This window comes from Streptomyces sp. NPDC090445, from assembly GCF_044769385.1.
Classification (GTDB): Bacteria; Actinomycetota; Actinomycetes; order Streptomycetales; family Streptomycetaceae; genus Streptomyces.
Window position 1 is genome coordinate 36,954 of record NZ_JBIVXV010000025.1, and the last position, 18,188, is coordinate 55,141.

The following is an 18,188-nucleotide window of genomic DNA, read 5'->3' on the forward strand; positions in this document are numbered from 1 at the left end:
GGAGGCGTGCACGGGACGCCGCGTCCCCGGCCTCACGGTGCCGTACGACTAGCCCGCGCGCCCGCCCGGCCCGCGCCCGGTCAGCGGGTTGTCCAGGCAGGTCCACTGGTCACCCGGGATCCCCGGGCTCAGCCGCATCAGGGTCAGCGCCTTGACCGGCAGCGGAGCGTCCAGCAGCGCGCCCGTGTCCGCGGTGGGCTCCAGCCCGGCCGCCGCCCGCCCGAGGACCTCCGCGAAGGCCGCCGCCGAGCCCGCCGTGGACCCCAGGGCCCCGGCCAGGAGGGAGCCGAACAGCTTGCGCCGCAGGACCGTTACGTCGTCGGTGACCAGCCGCCCGGACACCGGCGGCACCGGCAGGCCGTGCCGGGCGAGGCGGGCCGGGCTGATCCGGATGTCGGCCAGATCCCGGTAGACCAGCCGCAGCGGGGTGCCGTCGGCGGACAGGACCACGAGGAGGTTCTGCCCGTGGGCCTCCAGCGCCACCCCGAGGTCCAGCACCCGCAGGCACACGGAGAGCGCGAGCCGGGCGAACGCGGCCTGCCAGTCCGCCGAACGGGCGAACGGCGCCCCGGCCAGCGCCGCCACCGGCACCACCCGCTCGCCCGCCGCCGCGTCCGCGTACACCTCCGGCGGCTCGCGCAGCACCGCGGCCAGGTCCGGGCTGTGCGCCGACACGGCCCCCAGGGTGCGGGTGATGTGCAGCCGCCCGTCCAGCCGCCCGGCCAGTGCCTGTGCGAAGGCGGACACCACCGCCGCCGTCTCGATCGAATAGCCCGAGATGTCCCGTACGGAGGAGGTCAGCCGCGTGCTCAGCGCCGTCTTGACGTGCGCGCCGCCCGCCGCCGGGGCGAGCGTGCGCAGCGCCATCAGAGGATGCGCCGCCCAGCCCGCCCGCAGGGCGTCCGGCCCCCGGCCCGTCTGCATCGGGCCCGTCTGCTTCAGGCTCGTCTGCTTCAAGACGTGCTCCGCCTGCCACGGGTGCACGGGCAGCAGGATCCGGCCCCCCTCCCGCAGCTCCGTCGGCCAGGCGCCCGTGACCAGGCACTCCTCGGCCCGTACGGGCACCAGCCCGAGCCGGACGACCGGCCGGTGCTCGGGGGCGTACGCCAGCTGCTCGGCCACCGAGAACCCGGGGCGGGAGCGGCAGTTCGGGTGGTACGGGTGCCCGTCGACCACCCGCTGCTCCCATTCCCGGGCCGTCTGCGGGTCCGGCTCCCCGGCGGGGGGCTGCCCCGCCCGCGACAGGGCGAGGGAGGCGGTGCTGCCGTCGAGCTCGGCGGCGAACGCGTCCCCGTGCGGCACCCGCAGGGCCGCCATCAGCCGCCCGGCCTGCCGGTACGGGCTGCCGTCGAGGAGCAGCTCGGTCACGTGCCCGCCGGTGGCGTAGGGGTCCGGCGGCGGGCCCTCCAGCCGCCTGCCGTCGGACAGCAGCAGGGCCAGGCCGCCGGAGCCCCGCTCGCGGCGCACCACCCACGGCAGCGGTTCGTACGCCAGCGCCCGCCACAGCCGGGTCAGCACCGCGGCCCGGGCGCCGCCGAGCGCGGACTCGTACGGGGCGCCGAGTGCGGGGCGTACGTCGGCCAGTTCGGCGGATACGGCCTCTTCGGCCGGGGAGTGGGGGAGGTTCATGCTGGGGTGCAGGGCCCTGTTCCTCTCGCTCTCGCGGATGGTTGTGGTGATCACGTCATCATCGCGGATACTGATGATCACGGCCGGTGGTCCGCCCAGCGGGCCTCCGGCGCATGGGATGGACCGAATGGAATACGTGGACCTCAACGCCGTCGCCGACGCACGCGCCGCCGCCCCCCTGCTCAACTGCCTGCTGCGGGAGGCGGCCGACCCGGAGGGCGGAGGTGTCCACCGGCTGCGCGGCAGCGGCCGCCTGCTGCGGGTGCGCCCCGGCCGCCGGCCCGCCGACCCCGAACTGGGCACGGGCGGAGGCTGGCACCCGCTCACCCACACCGAACTGGTGAAGCTCGTCGCCGACGAACTGCTCCGGTACACGGGTGCACCGAACGACGAGCTCCCGGTCGAGATGGCCGACAGCCGCGAGGCCATCGCCGCCCTGCTGGCCGCCCGGTCCGCGGCCGAACCGCCCGAGGACCCGTACGTCCTGTCCGAGCAGTCCCTCGTCCTGGGCCACCCGCACCACCCCGCCCCCAAGGCCCGGGGCGGTGCGCCCGCCGCGAGCTGGCTGCCGTACGCGCCGGAGGCCCACGCCCGCTTCCCGCTGGTCTTCCTCGGGCTGCGCGAGGACCAGGTGGTGGAGGAGGGCGGGCCGGCCGCGGCCGACGCCATCGACGCCCTGGCCGCACTGCAGGACGGCCCCCGCCCGCCCGCCGGCTACCGGCTCCTGCCCGCCCACCCGTGGCAGCTGGAGCTGCTCGACGGCTCCCCGGCGGTCCGCGCGGCGTTCGCCGACGGGCGGCTGCTGCACCTGGGCCGGGGGCGGCGGGCCGCCTGGCCCACCGCCTCGGTCCGGACCCTGTACGTGCCCGGGGCCGTGCCCGGGGCCGGGGCTGAGGCCGGGGATGGAGGCGGGGGCGGTGCGGCCGGAGACCTCTTCGTGAAGTTCAGCCTCGACGTCCGGATCACCAACGACGTGCGCCGGCTGTGGCGGCACGACCTGCTGAAACTCCGCCGGACGGACGCGGCCGTCGAGGCGGGCTTCGCCGCCCTGCGGCAGCACACCGGGTCGGATGCGGCCTGGCTCGCCGACCGCGGCTACCGCACCGCCGCCTTCGCCTTCGAGGAGCTCGCGGTGCTGGTCCGCGACGGGCTGCGGGCGCATGCGGTGCCCGGCGCCGCGCCCGTGCTCGCCGCCGCGCTCGCCGAGGGGTACGCCGGCAGCCCGCTCGCCCGCACCGGCGACCCGGCCGGCTGGTGGCGGGCGTACCTGCGGCAGGTCGTGCCGCCCGTGCTGGAGCTGTTCGCCCGGCACGGGGCCGTGCTGGAGGCCCACCTCCAGAACACCCTGGTCGCGTTCGACGGGCAGGGCATGCCGGTGCAGGCCCTCTTCCGCGACGCGGAGGGCGTGAAGCTGCTGCCGGAACCGGAGCGGGCGGCCGCCTGGCAGCGCCTGGTCTACTGCCTGGTCGTCAACCACCTGGCGGAGGTGGGCGGAGCCCTCGCCGAGGCGCACCCCGGAGCGGCCGGCGTGGTGTGGCCCGCGGTGCGCGAGGAGTTCCTGCGCTACGACGCCGAGCGGGGCCTGCCGGAGGTCGCGGAACTGCTCGCGGCCCCGTCCCTCCCGGCCAAGACGAACCTGCTGCTGCGCTGGACCCGGGCGGACGGCGCGGACGCGCGCTACATCCCGCTGCCGAATCCGCTGCGGTAGGGGGCAGGGGCGCAGGCGGAGGCGCGGGGAAGGCGGCGGGCGGGATCCGGCCAAGGTGGTGTACGAACCCCCTTCCACCCCTCACTAGAGGTATAGACCAATGCTACGTTGGGTGGGCAGTCCGCGCATTCCTTGACCATCCGTCAGAGGAGAAGCCATGCCCTCCCCTTCGCGGGGCGGCGGCCCGGCCGCCGTCCCCAAGTACCAGCGGATCGCAGCAGCGCTGCGGCAGGAGCTCGAAGACGCCGTGCACGGTCCCGGCGGCAGACTCCCCTCGGAGCGCACCCTGGCCGCGTCCTACCGGGTCAACCGCCAGACGGTCCGGGCCGCGCTGCAGCACCTGCGGGACGGCGGCCTCATCGTGACGGAACGCCGCGGCACCAGGTCGGCCCTGCCCGCGCCGCCCACGGCCGGCACGGCCGGGGCGTTGGCGGCCGTGGTCGCCCAGAGCTGGCTCGCCCGGGTGACCGTGCCGCCCGCGCTCGCCCCGCTCCTCGGCATGCGGGGCGGCGAGCGCACCCTGGTGCACCACCGCCGCGAGCGCGGCCCGGCGGGGCAGACGCTGCAGCACGCCGTGACCTACCTCTGCCCGCGCGCCGTGGCGCAGACCCCCGAACTGGCCGCCTACCGCGACCGCACGGGGGTGCGCGACGAGGACCTCGGCCCCCTGCACCGCTGGCTGGAGCGGGCCGCCGAGCAGGGCCGCGTCGCCGAGACCCTCACCATGACCCGCAGCAGCCATCCCCGGGCCGTCGCCCCGGACTGCGGTCTGACCGTGCGCCGCACGCTGCACGACGACTCCGGCCGGCTGCTCGCCGTCACGGACCTCGCCTTCCCCACCTGGGACCGGCTGACCTTCCACCGGGACCGCGCCGCCGGCGGGTTCCGCGTCAGCTGACGGGGGAGTGCGGCCGCGTCCGCCCGCTGCCGACGTCCCCGGCCCGCTGCCCGGCCCCCGGCTCGGCCCCCGGTCCGGAGCCGCGGCCTCCGCTGCGGTGGCCGGGTGCGGACGGGGCGGCGGCGCCCGGCCACCACAGGGACCTGCCCAGGAGCGCGGCCAGGGCCGGCACCAGCACGACCGACAGCACGAACGCGGAGAGCAGGATCCCGAGGGCCGTCGCGAACCCGGTCTGCCGGGTGGACGGGGCCGGGTTCACGGCAAGGCTCCCGAAGGAAACGGCCAACACCAGGCCGGCCGTCGCGATGGCCGGCGCGGTGTGCCGGACGGCGCGCGCCACCGCCGCCCGGGCCGGACCGGGCCGTTCCATCTCCTCCCGGATCCGGTCCGCCACCAGGATGTTGTAGTCGGTGCCCAGCGCGACCACGAACAGGAACAGGACGAGCGGGAGGGTGAAGTCCACGCCCGGCCGGCCCAGCGCGTGCCGGCAGACGAAGGCGGCGGCGCCGAGGGTCGCGGCGAAGCCCAACCCGACCGCGGCCATCAGGGCCAGCGGCGCGAGCAGGCTCCGCAGGAGCAGGATCAGGATCAGCGCGATCAGTGCCGCCGCCACCGGGAAGACCACCCGCAGGTCCTTCTCCACCGCGGCGGAGATGTCGGCGAACACCGCGGCCGTGCCCCCGACATGCGCCTCGGTACCCGCGGGCCGGTGCGCGGCGACCGCGTCCCGGACCGGCCCGGACACGAGGTCGCGGGCCTCCGGGTGCTGCGGATCGACCGCCAGGAACAGGTCGATCCGCGCCGCCCGGCCGTCCTCGCTCTTCACGGGCGGGGCCACGCGGCCCACCCCGTGCACCTCGGCCAGCGCGCGGGTGAGCCCGTCCAGCCGTTCGACCGCCACCGGGCCCCCGTCGTCGGCGGTGACGAACACGGTCGCCGGGTCCGCCGTCCCGGCGGGCAGGGCCCGGGCGATCTCGGCGGCCGTGCGCGCGGACGCGGTGCGCCCGCCGCCCGGCCCGCCCTGGCCGTAGTCCATCCGCATCCCGGCGAGCCCCGCGGCGAGCGCACCGAGCAGGGCCGTGGAGGCGAGGACGAGGAGCAGCGGGCGCCGGGCCGTGAGCCCGCCGAGCCGTGCGGCCGCCCCGGCCGGGGGCTGCCGCTCCAGGGTGCGCGAGGGCCAGAACATCCGGTGCCCGCACACGGCCAGGAGCGCCGGCAGCAGCGTCAGGCTGCCCAGCAGCATCACGAGGACGGAGACCGCGACGGCCGGGCCCAGCACCCGGAACTGGCCGAAGGAGGCCACCCCGAGCGTCGCGAACGCCGCCACGATGGTCAGCGCCGCCGAGGTGATCGCCGTACCGACCCGGCCCGCGACCACGGCGGCCGCCGCCCGGCCGGACTGCCCGGGGTGGCCGCGCAGGTGCTCGCGGAAGCGGAACAGCAGGAACAGGAAGTAGTCGATGCCGATGCCGACGAGCACCACGTTGATCAACGCGGGTGTCGACGGGGAGAGTTCGACGCCGGTCAGCAGTGCGGCGACGACGACCGCGCCCGCGGCCGCGCCGCCCACGACCGAGACCGCGAGGAGCGGCAGCAGCGCGGCGAGGAGGCTGCGGAAGACCAGTACGTGCAGCAGCACGATCACGCCGACCACCACCAGCCCGGCCACCAGCGAGCGGGTCTTCTCCGCGTCGCCCGCGTCGACGGTGTCCGCCAGGGGGCCGGTGAAGCCGGTCCGCAGCCCCGCCTCCCGGAAGGCGGCCCGCGCATGGTCGCGGAAGGCCCGGTAGGTGTCCTGCAGCCCGGGGTCGGTCGGATTGCCCGTCAACTCGGCCGACAGCAGCCGGAAGGACCGGTCGGGGGCCGTCGTCGCGGGGCCGAGCCGGGGGAACTGGGAGTGGTCCCGGGCGAAGAGGGGCGGGGTGTCCCGGGTCACGGGCATCTCGACCCGCCGCCGGGAGAGCTTCGCGGCCTCGGCGTCGATGCGCCGTTCGTCGTCGGCCGAGAGCGGTTCGCCGTCGGTACGCGCCACCAGCACGGTCAGCGGGTTCGTGTCCGGGGTGACCCCGAAGTGGCGTTCGGCGGCCTTCAGTGCGGCGGCCGAGTCGTACTGCGCGGGCAGGAACGCGGCGTTGCTCGGCTGGGTGGCGCGGAAGACGAGGATCTGGCCGAGGAAGGACAGGGCGATGCCGAGCACCGCCCAGAGGGCGATGACCTTCCAGGGACTCCGGGTCGCGAAGCCGGTCAGGGCGCGGATCACGGGGGACTCCTTGCGTGCGGTGGCGGACGGTCCGGCCGGGGCTGTCACCCCGGCACCCCTTCAGCCCATCACCCGGCCGGGCCCGCCACGTCGGGGCGAAGGAGGATCCGCCGCCGGGACCCGGGTCCGGTGCGCACCCCTCCGACCAGGACTCCGGTCCTGGTCGGAACCCTCCTCAGGGCCCGGGGCGGGGCGGGGGAAGCGCTGCGAGAATGGACCGGTACGCGGCCCGGGCGAGGCATCCGGCGGGCCGATGACGAGGGAGGGGACCGCCCGGGCATGCCGACGCGCCACGACAGCACACACGACTCCCGGCAGGCGCCGACTCCCGCACCCGCTCGGGTGTTCGCCTGGAGCCGTAATGACGCGCTGGTGGCCGTCGGGGCGGCGGCCGTCGACCTCACCGGCTACTCGCTGGGGGTCACCGGCGAAGGCCGGACCCTGACCGTGCCCGCGCTGGGCCTGCTGGTGGCGGCCGGGCTGTGCCTGGTGTTCCGGCGCCGCCATCCGCTCGGGGCGCTGGCGGCCGTCCTCGCCCTCGGCGTGCTCCTGAACCTGACGACACCGCTGATCCCGCACTTCGGCGCCGCCCTCGCCGTCGCCCTCTACTCGGTGGCCCGGTTCGGCAGCGGGCGCGTCGCCGCCGCGGCGGCCGCCGCGACCGTACCCCTGTCCCTGCTCGGCCACTCCGGCGACGGCAGCGGCCCGGACTCCTGGCTGTGGGGCCTGCTCGGCAACACGGTCGCCGCGCTCCTCTGCGCCGGCACGGGCGCGGCGGTGCGCCGCCGGGCCCGGGAGGCCGAGGCCCACCGCACCCTCCTCGCCGACCGCGCCGTCGCCGAGGAGCGCCGCCGGATCGCCCGCGAGCTGCACGACATCGTGGCCCACCACATCACGACCATGCAGCTGATGGCCGGCGGCGCCCGCGCCAACCTGACGCACGACCCCGGCGCGGCCCGCGAGGCCCTGATCACGCTGGAGGACTCCGGCCGCATCGCGCTGCGCGAGATGCGGCAGCTGCTCGACGTACTGCGGGCGGCCGGTGACGAGCCGGACCGGGAGGGGGCGCCGCCGGAGCCGCAGCCCGGGGCCGGGGACCTCGACCGGCTCGTCACGGAGTCCCGGCTCGCCGGAACGGAGACCGGGTTCACCGTGGACGGGCCGGTACGCGCCCTGCCGCCGAGCGTGGGCCTGACGGTGTTCCGCATCGTCCAGGAGGCCCTGACCAATGCCCGCAGGCACGCCGGGCAGGCGCGGATCCACGTACGGCTGACCTACCGCCCGGCCGAGGTGCGCGTCGAGGTCCGCAACGACCGGGCGGAGCCGGCGCCCGCTCCGGCGCCCGGGTCCGGGTCCGGGTCCGGGTACGGTCTGATCGGCATGCGCGAACGCGTCGCCCTGCAGGGCGGAACCCTGGAGGCGGGAGCCGTCGACGGAGGCGGCTTCCGGGTGGCGGCCCGCATCCCCGCCGATGCGGCGGGGGACCGGGGGCGTGCCGGGGGAGCAGAGGAGGTGCGGCACCGGTGATCCGTGTGCTGATCGTGGACGACCAGCCGCTGGTCCGGCGCGGCCTGGCCCTGATCCTGGCCCCGGACCCGGACGTCGAGGTCGTGGGCGAGGCCGGTGACGGCGCCGAGGCCGTCGCCCTCGCCCGGCGGCTGCGGCCCGACGTCGTCGTCATGGACATCCGGATGCCGGTCCTCGACGGGGTCGGGGCCACCGGGGAACTCGCCTGCACCCTCCCCGAGGCCCGGGTGCTGGCCCTGAGCACCTTCGACATGGACGAGTACGTCGTCGCCGCCCTGCGCGCCGGAGCCCACGGCTTCCTCCCGAAGGACGTCTCCCCGGAGGAGCTGACCGCGGCCGTGCGCACCGTGCACGCCGGGGAGGCGGCGGTGGCGCCGCGGCTGCTGACCCGGCTCATCGCGGCGTACGTCCGCACCCCGGACCGGCCGCGCGGCCCGGCGGCGGCCGCGGCCCCCGCGGCCCCCGCCGAACTCACCCCGCGCGAGCAGGAGATATGGCGGCTGATCGCCACCGGCCTGGACAACGCGGGGATCGCCCGGGAGCTGGACATCAGCGTCTCGACGGTGAAGAACCACATCACGGGCGTCTTCACCAAGCTCGGCGTCCGCGACCGGGCCCAGGCCGTGATCGCGGCCTACGAATCCGGTCTCGTGGTGGCCGCCCGGGAGAACGCACGCTGACCGGCCCGGATCCGGGCCGGTCCGCCCCGTGCACCCGGATCCGGGCCGGTCCGCCCCGTGCGCCCGGGGCGGCCGGTCAGCCCGTGCACCGGGGGCCGGTCCGTGGCACAGTGCCAGGACCACGACCGCCGCACCCGGGAGCCGTCATGCGCGATCCGCACCCCCTGCCGCGCTGCCCCGTGTGCGTACAGGTGCCGGAACGCATCTCCTGGCGCCAGTGCCCCGGCCGGCCCGTGGTCCTGCTCTTCACCCCGTGCGGCCACCACCACACCACCCCGGCACCCCCGGCCCTGGCGGTCACCCCGCCCCGGCCCGGCGGCGGCAGGCCCGGGTGAGGGGCGCACCGCTCCGGGGGCACGCGGATGCGGGAGGGCGAGGGGGAGCGTGGCCGGGCATGCTCGAAGCTGCTTGATTATCGGCCAGTTCGAGCAGCTTTCTTCACGTGATCTCCGCGGGTCGCTAAGTTGCCAGGCGCATGCCACATCGGTGTGTCCGTGACACGGACCGCACGAGGAGCTGCCCCATGACACTGTTCGGCATCCGCACGCGCCCGCGCAGGCGGCGGCGCGGCCTCCTGGCCGCGCCGGCCGCCGGGGGCCTGGCCATGGCGGGGCTGGCCGCCGCCGGGCCGCTGATCCTTCCCGCCTCCGCAGCCCCGGCCCCGGGGCCGGCCGCGGCTTCGGCCACGGCGGGCGACGTCACCGGGTTCTCCCGGTCGGGGAACACCTTCACCGTCACCGCGTCCAGCGGGGCCAGGGCCCGCGTGGTCATCGCCCGCGCCGACATCTTCCGGCTCTGGCTCTCGCCCGACGGCTCCTTCACCCACGACCCGGCCGGCTCCGACCTGGCCGCCACCACCGACTTCGGCCCCGTCGGCGCAGGCTGGACCGACGCGGGCTCCCACTACCGGATCACCACCGGCTCCCTGAACATCCGCGTCAACAAGTCCCCCCTCACCTTCTCCGTCTACCGCGCCGACAACACCACCCTCGTCTGGGCCGAGAGCCGGCCCACCGCATGGACCGGCAACCGCACCACCCAGTACCTGACCCGCGGCGCGGACGAGCAGTTCTACGGCACCGGCCTCCGCCTCGGGGAATGGGCGCTGCGCGACAAGACCGTCCCGGTCGCCGTCGACAACACCTGGCGCGAGAACGGCAACGCCAGCCCGGCCCCCTTCTACATGTCCACCAACGGCTACGGCGTGATGCGCAACACCTGGGCCCCCGGCTCGTACGGCTTCGGCGCGCCCACCACCCTCACCCACGACGAGAAGCGGTTCGACGCCTGGTACTTCACCGGCGACTCCCCCAAATCCGTGCTCGACGCCTACACCGACGTGAGCGGCAAGCCGTTCCTCGCCCCGCTGTGGGGCCTGGAACTCGGCAACGCCGACTGTTTCAACGCCTCCAACCCCGACTACCAGGGCGACCACGGCCGGCCCCGCCACCAGACCACCCCCGACGTGGTCGGGTACGCGGACGACGCGCGGGCCGCCGACATGCCCTCGGGCTGGTTCCTGCCCAACGACGGCTACGGCTGCGGCTACACCGCACCCCTGAAGGAGACCGTCGACGCCCTGCAGGCCAGGGGCTTCCGGACCGGCCTGTGGACCTCCACCGGGCTGGCGGACATCGCCCAGGAGGTCGGCACCGCCGGCTCCCGCGCCGTGAAGACCGACGTGGCCTGGATCGGCGGCGGCTACCAGCAGGCCTTCGACGGAGTGCGGCAGGCCGTCGACGGCATCGAGGGGAACTCCGACGCCCGCCGGTTCGTGTGGACGGTCGACGGCTGGGCCGGCACCCAGCGCAACGCCGTCGTGTGGACCGGAGACACCCACGGCACCTGGGACGACATGCGCTGGCACGTCCCCGCCATCGCCGGGGCCGGCCTCTCCGGCCTCAACTACGCCGCCGGCGACATCGACGGCATCTTCGGCGGCAGCCCGCAGACGTACACCCGGGACCTGCAGTGGAAGGCGTTCACCCCGGCCTTCATGACCATGTCCGGCTGGGGCGCCGCCAACCCGTCCGCCGGCTACCGGGACAAGCAGCCCTGGCGGTTCGCCGAGCCCTACCGGTCGATCAACCGGACGTACCTCCGGCTGAAGATGCGCCTGATGCCGTACCTGTACACGATGAGCCGCACCGCCCACGAGACCGGCGTCCCCAGCACCCGCGCCATGGTCCTCGAATACCCCGACGACCCGGTCGCCCGCGGCAACCTCACCAGCGGCCAGTTCATGGCCGGCGACTCCTTCCTCGTCGCACCGGTCGTCTCTGACACGACCGTCCGCGACGGCATCCACCTGCCCGCCGGCACGTGGACGGACTACTGGACGGGGAGGACGTACGCCGGGCCCGGCCGGCTGGACGGATACCGGGCGCCCCTCGACACCCTGCCGCTGTTCGTCAAGGGCGGCGCGATCGTGCCGATGTGGCCGCAGATGAACCACACCGGCGAGAAGCCCGTCTCCACCCTCACCTACGACATCCACCCGCGCGGAGCCTCCTCGTTCAGCCTGTACGAGGACGACGGGCTCACCCGCGCCCACCTGTCCGGCGCGTACTCCCGCCAGCGGATCGACGTCACCGCCCCGGCCGCCGGATCCGGCACGGTCACCGTCTCGGTCGGCGCCCGCGTCGGCGACTACGCGGGCAAGCCCGCCGCCCGCGGCCACGAGTTCACCCTCCACGTGGCGTCCGCCCCCGGCCGGGTCGCCGTCGACGGCTCCGCCCTCGCCCGCCTGACCTCCAAGGCCGCCTACGAGGCGGCCGCGACCGGCTGGTTCTTCGACCCCGCCGACCGCGGCGGCATCCTGTGGGTGAAGTCCGGTACGGCCTCCGGCGCGTTCACCCTCACCGCCACCGGCACCACCGTCCCGGCCGCCGACCCCGTCCCGGCCGCTCCCGCCCCGCCGCCCGCCCGCTGACCCGGACCCCCGTCCCGGGGGCGAGGTCCAGCTCGTTCGCGACCGTCGGTTCCGTTCTCGTGAGCGGGTCGGCACCCGTCACCGCCCGCTCCCCGCGTCCGGACGACGGCGCGGGCGGGGACGGGTTGCCGCCCTGGGACCCGCCACGATCGTTGTCCACCCGCACACCCAAGTCAATCCTCTGAATTACTGTCAACCTCCAAGCGATAGCTTGGATCCATGACTCTCGACGACCTCCGTGTCTTCGTGGCCGTCTGCCGGGCCGGCAGCCTCAGCGCCGTCGCCCGCGACCTCGGCTGCACCCAGTCCGCCGTCAGCCAGCACGTCCGCCGCCTGGAGAAGCAGATCGGCACCGCCCTGCTCGCCCGCCACGCCCGCGGCGTCCTCCCCACCGAGGCCGGCCGCATCCTCCAGGCGGCCGCCGCCGACGGCATCGCCGGCCTCGACGGGGCGCTGCGCCACCTGGACGACCTCGTCCGCGGGGACACCGGAGCGGTCCGCATCACCACGGGGGCGACGACCGTCCGCCACTTCATGTCCGAGGCGGTCGTCGGCTTCCGCCGCCGCCACCCGAACGTCAGCCTGGAATTCCAGACCGAGAACTCCAGCCGCCGCTGCTTCGACGCCCTCGCCGCCGCCGACCTGGACCTCGCCTGGATCACCATCGGCAAGCCGGTGCGCGGCATCGAGCAGCGCCCCGTCATGGAACTGCCCTGGGTCCTCGCGGTCGGCGCCGACGACCCCCTCGCCGCCCGGCCCCGCATCGACACCGCCGACCTGGCCGACATCCGCCACATCAGGCTCCCGGAGAACTCCACCTCCCGCGCCCACCTCGACAACGCCCTCGCCGCGGCCGGGATCGCCATCCGCTCCGACACCGGCGTGGCCGACTGGGACACCGCCCTACTGCTGGCCGAACTGGGGCTGGGCCACGCCGTGGTGCCCGCCCTGCCCGGCTGGCAGGTGCCCGGATCCGGCGGGCCGCTGCGGCTCGTCCCGATCCCCGCCCTGCCGCCCCTCCCGGTCGGCTGGGCGGTCCGCCGCTGGTCCGCCCTGTCCCCGCTGGCCCGGGTCTTCGCCGACGACGTCGCCCGCAGCTGCCGGGCGCGCGCCGCGCGGCAGCAGTGACGCGGGCAGCAGCCCGACGCCGGCCAGGGCCGCCAGTGCGAGGAGCGCCGCCGACGAGGCCCCCGCGCTCGCGGCGACGGCGATCCCGAACGCGGGCCCCACGTTCATCGCGGTCTGCTTGAGCCCCCCGACGACCCCCGCGTACCCGGGCGGGGCGTCCCCGACCACGGTCCCGGTGGCGGTCACCATGACGGCGGCGAAGCCCGCACCGAGCACCGCGAACGCCGCCGTGACCGCCGGCCCGGACCACAGGCAGAGCCCGGCGACACCGGCGGCGACCAGGGCCGTGCCCGCGAGCGCGGTCCGCCGCGGCCCCCACCGCCGCAGCAGCGCCCCCGCCGCCGGCGCGCCGGCGACCATGCACGCGGTGAGCGGCAGCACGAGCAGGCCGGTGGCCAGCGGGCCCAGCCCCCGCCGCTCCTGGAGCAGGAAGGTGGCGGTGAACAGCGCCCCGAACATGCCCGCGGAGACGCACAGCAGCAGCGCCATCGACGCGGTGACCGGCACCGACCGCACCACGGCGGGCGGCACCAGCGGCTCCGCGGCCCGCCGTTCGCGGCGCACGAACAGCACGCCGATCCCGGCGGCCCCGCCGAGCCCCAGCAGCGTCGGCGCGGACAGCCACCCGTGCCCCGGTACGCCGGCCAGCGCGTGCACGAGGACCGCGAGGGCGGCGGCGAGCAGCGCCGCGCCCACCGGCTGCGGCCCGCCGGGAGCGGTCCGGTCCGGCGCGGGTGCCCGTACGGCGAGCACCAGGACGGCGATCACCACGGCCACAGGCACGTTCAGCCAGAACACCGACCGCCAGCCCGCCTGCGCGACCAGCAGCCCCCCGAGCAGCGGTCCGGCGGCCGCGGCCACCCCGATCGCCCCGGTACGGACGGCCACCGGCCCGGCGAGCCGCTCGGCAGGGTACGCCAGCCGCAGCAGGGCCAGCGTCGCCGGCTGGAGCAGCGCCCCGAACAGGCCCTGCACGGCCCGCAGGGCGATCACCCAGCCGACCCCGGGGGCCGCCGCGATGCCCGCCGAGGCCGCGGCGAAGCCGAGGACGCCGACCAGCAGCAGCCGGGCGTGCCCGTACCGGTCGCCGAGGCGGCCGGCGATGACGAGGAACGCGGCCACGGCGAGCAGATAGGCGGTACTGGTCCACTGCACCTGTGCCACGTCCGCCCCGAGATCGCGGCGCAGGGCCGGCTGCGCCACGCTCAGGACCGTCCCGTCGAGGGCGACGAGCATCGCGCCGGCGACGCTGACCACCAGTGCGATCCGCTGCCTCATGACGCGGCCGCGCCGAGGTGGGCGTCGAGGGCGGCGTCGACGAGCCGCCCGACGTACTCCTCCCCGTCGGCGCCGAGGACCAGCGGCAGGCTGCCGAAGGCCCACAGCTGGGCCACCCCGTGCAGGTTGGCCCACAGCGCGGCCGCCGTGACCTCGGCGTCCGCCGTCGCACCGCACGCGGAGACCAGCGAGACGAGCAGCTCGAACAGCGGCAGCGTCGACGTGCGCAGTTGCGGCTGCCCGGTGTCCTCCTGTCCCGTGCTGTCCAGCAGGTCGTGGCGGAACATCAGCTCGAACATGCCGCGCCGCTCCAGCGCGTAGCCGACGTACACCTGCGCGATGGCCCGGAGCCGGGCCCGCGGCGACGTCCTGCCGGCGATCGCGGCTCCGACCCGGGCCGCGAGGTCTTCGAAGCCGCGCCGGGCGATCGCCGACAGCAGGGCGTGGTGGGTGGGGAAGTGGCGGCGGGGCGCGCCGTGGGACACGCCGGCCCGCCGGGCGATCTCGCGCAGCCCGACGGCGGCGGTGCCCTCGGTCAGCACGAGCTCGACGCCCACGTCGATCAGCCGCTCCCGGAGCGGTCTCTCCTGGTCCATGGCCCCTGTCTACCCGATCCGGGTAGACAGTGTCTACTCCATGGTCGCGGTGACGGCGCCCCGGCCCGGCCGCGGCCGGGCCGAAAGGACCCGCGGAGGGGATGATGGAGTCACCGGGTCCGTCGGCCACGCAGAGCAGGAGGTGTAGCGGCCATGGCTGAGCACGACGGCGGTCCGTCGGCGCGGAAGCTGGAGGAAGGCAGACTGCTCAAGGAGCTGGAGGCCATCCACCGCACCCGCCACGAGACCCTGCTGCACGGGTCGGACGACGCGCTGGTCACCCACACGCAGCGGATGAACGAGCTGGAACACGAGTACGTGCGCCGCCACCCGCAGCGCGCCCAGACGGCAGGGCGCACCCGCACAGGCGCCCGTGCCCGCACGGGCGCGGACCAGGAGAAGCCCGACGGCACCTGAGCGCTCCGCCGGGAGTCCGGTCATGACTGCGGGCCCATGAAACCGCGGGCCGGCGGGGGCTGGTCGCGCAGTTCCCCGCGCCCCTGCGGGGCGCGGTACCGCACCGGACTTCACCGATCCCGCTCGGTCGCCCGGTCAGTCGCCCCGGTCCGGTCGGCCGGGCCGTAGCGGACTGCCCCCGAGCAGCGTCGGCGGGGCGGCCGGGGCCGGGCCCAGCGTCGTCGTGCCCGGGGCCGCACGGTGCCCCAGGCCCGTCCGGTACGCGTCCAGCGCAGCCTCGGTGCGGCCGGTGCGCCGCAGCAGGTCGCCCAGCAGCCGGCACAGGTCCGCCAGGTCCCCGCTCGCCCCGCTCCGCTCCAGCAGGGCCAGCGCCTGCACGTAGTGCTGCTCGGCGCACTCCGCCTCCCCGCGCTCCTCCGCCATCAGGCCGAGCAGCCGGTGCGCCCCGCCCGCGTGCACCGCCCCGTGGCTGTCGCCCAGCTCCAGCAGGCCCGCGAGCAGCTCCGCCGCCTCCTCGCCGCGGCCCATCCGGCGCAGCACGTCCGCGAGCTCCACCTCCACCTGCGCCGTGTACAGGGCCGCCCGCCGGGCCGCCAGCATGTCCCGGGCCGTGCGCAACTCGGCCTCGGCCGCCGCCAGGTCGCCGTTCTGCGCCTGCACGTACCCCCGCATCCAGTGGCAGTGCGCCAGGTCCGTCCGCAGCCGCAGCTGCCGGTAGATCGCCTGCGCCTCGGCGAGGGAGGCGTCGGCGTCGGCCGTGCGGCCCGCAGCCAGGAACGTCCGCGCCACCTGCCGGTGCATCCCCGCCAGCAGGGCCGGGTCGTCGACCCGCGGGGCCAGGGCGAGGGCGATCTCGGCTGCGCGGGCCGCCCGGGCGTGGGCGCCCATGTCGATGTACGGGCCGATCACCGCCGCGTACAGCAGCACCAGCGCCTCGGGGTCGGCCAGCCCGCTCGCGTCCAGCTCGTCGATCGCCGATTCCAGCAGGTAGCAGGCGTATCGCAGCTCCCCGGCGAGCAGGTGGGCGACGGCCCGCCCGCGGACCGCGCGGGCCCGCCGGGGCAGCGGCTCGCCCGCCAGCAGCCGCTCGGCGGCCTCGAAGTGCCCGATCGCCGCGGCCAGTTCGCCTGACTCCAGGGCGCAGTCGCCCAGCCCGAGCAGCGCCTCCGCCTGCTCGGCGGGGAGGCCGAGCCGTTCGGCGTCCGCGAGCAGCTGCCGGTAGCGGGCCGCGGCCTCGGCGGCGTCGCCGGTCGCCAGCGTCCGCTGGGCGTCGGTGAGGGCGAGCCGCAGCTCGGTGGCCAGATGGGCGGGGCGGCCGGTGGCGAGCTCCTCGTACGAGGTCCCGAGCCGCTCGGCGAGGAAGCGCAGCGCCGCCTCCGAGGGCCTGACCTTGCCCGCCTCCAGGGTGGAGATGTAGGCGGCGGTGTACGAGGGTTCCGCCAACGCCCGCTGTGTCAGCCCGCGTTCGGCCCGCATCCGGGCAACCCTGCGACCGATCTCGGCCGGTTCGTCCATGAAGACCCCCTGCTGGTTCCAACTCCCCAGTATTCAGGGGCGGCAGGCCATTGCACACGTCCCCGGGCCGCCCCTAGGTTAAGCAGCCGCTTCACTGCGCTTACTCGACTGCTTAACCGCCTTTCCCGGGGGAGGACTTCATGGACCGAGCCGTCCGGACGGCCCTGCGCGCGGCCGTCGCCGCAGCCGGTGCGACCGCGCTGCTGCTGGCCGCGGGCCCGGCCGGAGCGACCGCCGCGCCCGCACCGCCGTCCTCGCCCTCGCCCGCCGCACAGGCCGCACCGCCGTCCTCGCCCGCGCCTGCCGCACCGGCCTCGCCCGCCGCACCGGCCGCGGCCGGGACCGGGCCCCGGGTGGAGGTGCCGGGGCCGGAGGACGGCACCGTCGCGGGATCCGGCCACGTCCGGGTGTCCGCCGCCGGCCGCGCCAAGGACGGCGCCCGCCTCTCCGGGGCCGACCGGGCCGCCGACGGCCGGGTCACCAAGATCGTCGACGGCGGCCCCACCGCGGACCGCCTCGACATCGTCGTCGTCGGCGACGGCTACACCGCCGCCGAGCTGGACCGCTTCCACGCCGACGCCCGGGCCAAATGGGCCGAGATCACCGCCGTCGAGCCGTACACCACCTACCGCAGCCTCTTCAACGTCTGGACCGTCGACGCCGTCTCCCACGACTCCGGCGTCACCGGCGACCCCACCCCCGCCACCGTCCGCGACACCGCCCTCGGCTCGTACTTCTGGTGCGAGGACATCGAGCGGCTGCTGTGCATCGACCAGCCGAAGGTGGACGCGTACGTGGCGCAGGCACCCGACGCCGACCTCGTCCTCGTCCTGGCCAACAGCGCCAAGTACGGCGGCGCCGGCTACAACGAGCGCAGCACCACCCTCGGCTACGAGGGCATCTCCACCGCCTCCGCCGGCAACGCCAAGTCCGGGCAGGTCGCCATCCACGAGACCGGCCACTCCCTCGGCAAGCTCGCCGACGAGTACTTCTACCCCGGCACGCCCGGCTACGAGAAGTACGAGGGACCCGAGCCCGCCGACTCCAACAGCTCCACGCTGCCCGCCGACCGGATGGCCGCCGAGCGGGCCAAGTGGCACCGGTGGCTCGGCGAGCCGTCACCCGACGGCGGCACCGTCGGCACGTACGAGGGCGGCGGCTACTACGTCACCGGCCTCTACCGGCCCACCGACAACTCGCTCATGCGGGTCCTCGGCAAGCCCTTCAACCTGCCCGGCACCGAGGGGATGATCGGCGGCTTCTACCGGCACGCCCGGCCCGTCACCGCCGTCACCCCGACCACCCGCACCCTGCGGCTGCCCCACACGGCCAAGGTGTCCGTACCCCGGCTCGCCGGCGCCGACGGGCGGCAGCTCGACGTCCGCTGGCACCTCGACGGACGGGAGCTGAAGCGCTTCGCCGGCCGGACCGAGGTCGCCGTGGTGGAGCTGTGGCTGCTCGACCTGCGCAGCCACAGGCTGTCCGTCACCGTCGAGGACCGCACCCCCGCCGTGCGCGACCCGAAGACGGCCGACACCCTGCGCGCCACCGTCGGCTGGACCGTCCGCCTCTGAGCACCGCGCCCGCACCACGTCCCGCCGGCACCGCACGCCCGCACCA

The 18,188-nt window shown here is 76.1% G+C and carries 13 protein-coding genes and 1 pseudogene; 9 read left to right on the plus strand and 5 right to left on the minus strand.

Annotated features, from left to right (window positions below):
* Positions 1–48: 48 nt before the first annotated feature.
* Positions 49–1,629, minus strand: coding sequence for an IucA/IucC family protein (locus ACIQUT_RS31830; protein ID WP_403568100.1), 1,581 nt, complete (start codon positions 1,627–1,629; stop codon positions 49–51).
* Positions 1,630–1,747: 118 nt separating this feature from the next.
* Here ACIQUT_RS31830 and ACIQUT_RS31835 point away from each other — a divergent pair, with 118 nt between their 5' ends.
* On the plus strand, positions 1,748–3,337 hold the full coding sequence (locus tag ACIQUT_RS31835; protein WP_403568015.1) for an IucA/IucC family protein: 1,590 nt from the start codon (positions 1,748–1,750) through the stop codon (positions 3,335–3,337).
* A gap of 157 nt (positions 3,338–3,494) precedes the next feature.
* Complete coding sequence (locus ACIQUT_RS31840) at positions 3,495–4,235, plus strand: GntR family transcriptional regulator (protein ID WP_403568017.1); 741 nt, start codon at positions 3,495–3,497, stop codon at positions 4,233–4,235.
* On the opposite strand, the gene ACIQUT_RS31845 is transcribed toward ACIQUT_RS31840, so the two are convergent.
* Positions 4,228–6,495 carry an MMPL family transporter gene (locus ACIQUT_RS31845; RefSeq protein WP_403568019.1) on the minus strand — a complete coding sequence of 756 codons (2,268 nt, stop codon included), beginning with the start codon at positions 6,493–6,495 and terminating at the stop codon, positions 4,228–4,230. The two genes, ACIQUT_RS31840 and ACIQUT_RS31845, sit on opposite strands and share 8 nt — an antisense overlap.
* Before the next feature lie 279 nt (positions 6,496–6,774).
* Between ACIQUT_RS31845 and ACIQUT_RS31850 the strand changes: the two genes are divergently transcribed.
* The 5 genes from ACIQUT_RS31850 (at position 6,775) to ACIQUT_RS31870 (ending at position 12,762) form a co-directional block, all read left to right on the plus strand.
* Positions 6,775–8,022: a sensor histidine kinase gene (locus tag ACIQUT_RS31850; protein ID WP_403568021.1), complete on the plus strand. Its 1,248-nt coding sequence runs from the start codon at positions 6,775–6,777 to the stop codon at positions 8,020–8,022.
* Positions 8,019–8,702 carry a response regulator gene (locus ACIQUT_RS31855; protein ID WP_403568023.1) on the plus strand — a complete coding sequence of 228 codons (684 nt, stop codon included), beginning with the start codon at positions 8,019–8,021 and terminating at the stop codon, positions 8,700–8,702. Before ACIQUT_RS31850 ends, ACIQUT_RS31855 begins: the two co-directional genes overlap by 4 nt.
* A gap of 146 nt (positions 8,703–8,848) precedes the next feature.
* Positions 8,849–9,037: a hypothetical protein gene (locus ACIQUT_RS31860; protein ID WP_403568025.1), complete on the plus strand. Its 189-nt coding sequence runs from the start codon at positions 8,849–8,851 to the stop codon at positions 9,035–9,037.
* Positions 9,038–9,225: 188 nt separating this feature from the next.
* A complete protein-coding gene (locus ACIQUT_RS31865; RefSeq protein ID WP_403568027.1) occupies positions 9,226–11,634 on the plus strand; it encodes a TIM-barrel domain-containing protein in 2,409 nt (802 codons plus the stop codon).
* A gap of 219 nt (positions 11,635–11,853) precedes the next feature.
* The gene (locus ACIQUT_RS31870) at positions 11,854–12,762 is read left to right on the plus strand and encodes a LysR family transcriptional regulator (RefSeq protein ID WP_403568029.1); all 909 of its coding nucleotides are present in this window, start codon (positions 11,854–11,856) and stop codon (positions 12,760–12,762) included.
* Here ACIQUT_RS31870 and ACIQUT_RS31875 read toward each other — a convergent pair.
* Both ACIQUT_RS31875 and ACIQUT_RS31880 read right to left on the minus strand, forming a co-directional pair.
* Positions 12,721–14,040, minus strand: a pseudogene (locus tag ACIQUT_RS31875) (MFS transporter); the annotation flags it as partial. The gene ACIQUT_RS31870 and the pseudogene ACIQUT_RS31875 sit on opposite strands and share 42 nt — an antisense overlap.
* Entirely contained in the window at positions 14,037–14,636 is a 600-nt protein-coding gene (locus tag ACIQUT_RS31880) for a TetR/AcrR family transcriptional regulator (protein ID WP_403568031.1), read from the minus strand. The pseudogene ACIQUT_RS31875 and the gene ACIQUT_RS31880, both read right to left, overlap by 4 nt.
* 153 nt (positions 14,637–14,789) lie before the next feature.
* Here ACIQUT_RS31880 and ACIQUT_RS31885 point away from each other — a divergent pair, with 153 nt between their 5' ends.
* Positions 14,790–15,053 (plus strand): DUF6158 family protein, encoded by a 264-nt coding sequence (locus ACIQUT_RS31885; RefSeq protein ID WP_403568032.1) that lies wholly within the window; start codon positions 14,790–14,792, stop codon positions 15,051–15,053.
* A gap of 135 nt (positions 15,054–15,188) precedes the next feature.
* Here ACIQUT_RS31885 and ACIQUT_RS31890 read toward each other — a convergent pair whose 3' ends face one another.
* The gene (locus ACIQUT_RS31890; protein ID WP_403568034.1) at positions 15,189–16,568 is read right to left on the minus strand and encodes a helix-turn-helix domain-containing protein; all 1,380 of its coding nucleotides are present in this window, start codon (positions 16,566–16,568) and stop codon (positions 15,189–15,191) included.
* A 140-nt stretch (positions 16,569–16,708) separates the two neighbouring features.
* Between ACIQUT_RS31890 and ACIQUT_RS31895 the strand changes: the two genes are divergently transcribed.
* Entirely contained in the window at positions 16,709–18,142 is a 1,434-nt protein-coding gene (locus tag ACIQUT_RS31895; RefSeq protein ID WP_403568036.1) for a M64 family metallopeptidase, read from the plus strand.
* Positions 18,143–18,188 lie beyond the last annotated feature (46 nt).